The sequence below is a fragment of the Streptomyces sp. P5F9 genome (genome assembly GCF_057961495.1).
Genome location: NZ_JBXVPZ010000740.1, coordinates 1 through 2959, shown reverse-complemented (window position 1 = coordinate 2959; position 2959 = coordinate 1). Strand labels below are relative to the sequence as shown.

Genomic DNA, 2959 nt, shown 5'->3' with positions numbered 1-2959 from the left:
GTCGGTGGTGACGGGGTTGCTTGTTGGGCGGGTGCCGTTGGGGGTTTGTTTCTTGGTCGCCGGGGCGGTGGCTGGTGGTGCGGGGGTTGTGTCTTGTCTGCCGGTCCGTCGTGGCTGGTCGCGCAGTTCCCCGCGCCCCTAAAAGGGGCGCTGCCGTAGCCCGGGATGACAAAGGCGGCCGGAGTTCTGTTCGAACTCCGGCCGCTTGTCGATCAGTTGCCGCTACGGGCGTCCCCGTTGCCCTCGCAGATGTTCCGCGATCGGCTTCAGGGTCTTGCTGAGGTCGGACAGGCCCTCGGGGGTGACGAGGTCGATGAAGTGGCGGCGTACGGACGCCACGTGGTGGGGCGCGACCTTCTTCATCGTCTCCAGGCCGTGCTCGGTCAGCACCGCGTAGAGGCCACGGCGGTCCGACTCGCAGTTCTCCCGGCGGACCAGGTCCGCGTTCTCCATGCGGGTGATCTGGTGCGAGAGGCGGCTCTTGGACTGGAGGGTGGCGGCCGCGAGGTCGCTCATCCGTAGTCGTACGCCGTCCGCCTCGGAGAGATTCACCAGGATCTCGTAGTCGTTCATTGTCAGGCCGAACGGCTGCAGGTCCTTTTCGAGTTGGTACGTCAGCAGCCTGTTGACCTCCAGATGGGTGCGCCAGGCGCACTGCTCCTCATCGGTCAGCCAGCGCGTGGCCGTCTCGGTCTCCATGAATGAAGTCTACCTAAAATGTTGAAAGGCGAACTAGTGAGGGTGGCGTGACGGCGCGCACACGTTCGACGTCACACTCCGCAGACTACCGCTCACAGCCCGAAGCGACGCTGGAGGTCCCCCAGCTGTCCGGGAAGGCGCGGTGCGCCCGCCTGCTGTGAGGGGCCTGTGGGGACCCCGCCCCCACCCGGTACCCCCGGCTCGTGCGGCACAACCCCTGTGGCCTGCTCGGGCATCAGGTTCTCCGACGACTGGAGCAGCACCGTGCCCGCCCCGACGAACTCGAACTGGTGCTCCTCCCCGGAGGCTCCGCCGATGCCCGTCATCGCACGTAGACCGCCCATCAGGCCGGTCATGTACGCGTGGTCGTAGTGATGGCAGGGGGAGGGGCAGTCGGCCCAGCCGACGAGGGCCTGCGGGTCCACCCGGATCGGGGGTTCCATGAACACCACCGGGCCGCTGGACGCGGCCACGATCTTGCCGGTTCCGATGAGTGTCAGAAACCCGGGAACAATCGACTGCTTGAGAGCGAGACTTGGCTGAAAAGCGAGCAGGTTGCCCGAGCGAATGGTCATGTTGGCGTCTTCGAGGTCGTACGCGTTGACGTCGAAGGCCCGGTCGGCGAGCAGCATCTTGCCCGAGCCGTCCGCCACGACCCAGTCGCTCGCGTGCAGAGGCGAATGGAAGGACGTACGGACAAGTCGGTCGAGTCGCCCGTGCCCGATGCCGTTGAACTCCATCGAGCCGTAGTAGGCGATCATCTTCCCCTTCTGCAGGAACCACTGGCTCCCCTTGAGCTCCACGCAGAAGGTGTACTTGTTGACGTTGTCGTCGACCGGGAGGGTCATCGGGTCGTAGATCGTGGGGCCCGATCCCGCGTACTGGCTCACAGCTTCTCCTCCGACGCCTGGACGTACACCGCGCCGTTGCCGCTCAGCTCCAGCTGGAACGCCTCGCCGGAGCCCCGGCCCACCATGTCGCGCCAACCGAGCGCCGTGGACAGCTTGTTGCGTACGTCGCCGTGGTGGGCGACGTAGGCCTGCGGGTCGACGTGGACGGGGCGGCCGGGGGTGATCGGGACCTCGAAGACGCCGCCGTGGGCCATCACGGCGACCGAGCCCTGACCCTGGAGCGTGGTCGTGAACAGGCCCTGGCCGGTGACCTGGCCTCGGACCATGCCCATGACGCCGCCCTGGGAGCCCATGAACATCGTGCCCTGCTGGAGGGTGCCCTCGAAGGCGAGGAGGCGGTCGGCCTCCACGTAGAGGGTGTCGCCGGTGAGGTTGATGATCTGGATGTGGTGGCCGCCGTGACCGAACATCACGGTGCCGCTGCCCTCGACGGTCATCAGGGGGGTCGCCTCGTTCGCCACCCGGCGTCCGAGCATCGACATGACGCCGCCCTGGCCGCCCTGGATGTTCGGGGTGAAGGACACGTCGCCCTTGTAGGCGAGCATCGCGCCGCGCTGGCTGAACAGCCGCTGGCCCGGCATGACCGTGGCCTGGATCATCTTCGAGTTGATCTCGGTGAACGCCATGTCACACGTCCCCCGCGATCGTGTTCCGCTCGCTGGGCTGGACGTAGACGAGCCCGTCCCCTTCGAAGCGGATCTGGAAGGCCTCGCCGCCGCCCTCCCCGAAGAGCGTGCGGAAGGTCACACCGGACTGGAACGACTGCTGCAGGTTCCCCTGGTGCGCGATGTACGCGCCGGGGTCGACGGTCAGCGGGTACTGCCGGCTCACCCGCAGCACCACCGCCGGACCGTCCGACATGATCGCCGCCTGGCCGTGCCCTTCGACGGTCGTGGTGAACAGCCCGTTGCCCTGCGAGGCGCCGCGCAGCCCGGTGAAGGTCGTCCCGGTGCGCAGCCCAGCGTCGGTCACGAGCAGATTGCTCGACTCCACGTACAGCTTGTCCCCCTGAAGATTCACGAGGTTGATCTCGGAGGCCCGGTCCGCGAACCAGCACGTCCCCTGCCCCCTCACCTCCATCACCGTCATCTGCTCACCGGTGAGCCGCCGGGTCACCATCCCCCGGATGCCCTCACCCCCGCCGCTCATCTTCTTGAAGGCCATCTGCCCGTCGTACGCGACCATCGAGCCGTTCTTCGCCTTCACGGCGTCCCCGGTCATGTCGACGGCGAGCACCTTGCTGCCCTGGAGTCGAAACATCGCCACGCAGCGAAGGTAACCGCAGGGGCACGGTCGAGGACAGGGCCCGTGGGTGGAGAACGACCCTGACCTGCCCCCTAGGGCGGAAC

At 67.2% G+C, this 2959-nt stretch carries 4 protein-coding genes; all 4 read right to left on the bottom strand.

From position 1 onward, the window contains the following. Positions 1–222: 222 nt before the first annotated feature. The 4 genes from AC31A1_RS49345 to AC31A1_RS49330 all read right to left on the bottom strand — a co-directional run bounded on the left by AC31A1_RS49345 (position 223) and on the right by AC31A1_RS49330 (position 2870). Positions 223–699, bottom strand: coding sequence for a MarR family winged helix-turn-helix transcriptional regulator (locus tag AC31A1_RS49345; RefSeq protein WP_393762676.1), 477 nt, complete (start codon positions 697–699; stop codon positions 223–225). A 92-nt stretch (positions 700–791) separates the two neighbouring features. Further along, entirely contained in the window at positions 792–1589 is a 798-nt protein-coding gene (locus AC31A1_RS49340) for an AIM24 family protein (RefSeq protein ID WP_328678989.1), read from the bottom strand. Continuing rightward, positions 1586–2236, bottom strand: coding sequence for an AIM24 family protein (locus AC31A1_RS49335; RefSeq protein ID WP_489659583.1), 651 nt, complete (start codon positions 2234–2236; stop codon positions 1586–1588). The genes AC31A1_RS49340 and AC31A1_RS49335 overlap by 4 nt, the downstream gene beginning before the upstream one ends. 1 nt (position 2237) lies before the next feature. After that, positions 2238–2870 (bottom strand): AIM24 family protein, encoded by a 633-nt coding sequence (locus AC31A1_RS49330; RefSeq protein ID WP_327407071.1) that lies wholly within the window; start codon positions 2868–2870, stop codon positions 2238–2240. Between the last annotated feature and the right edge of the window lie 89 nt (positions 2871–2959).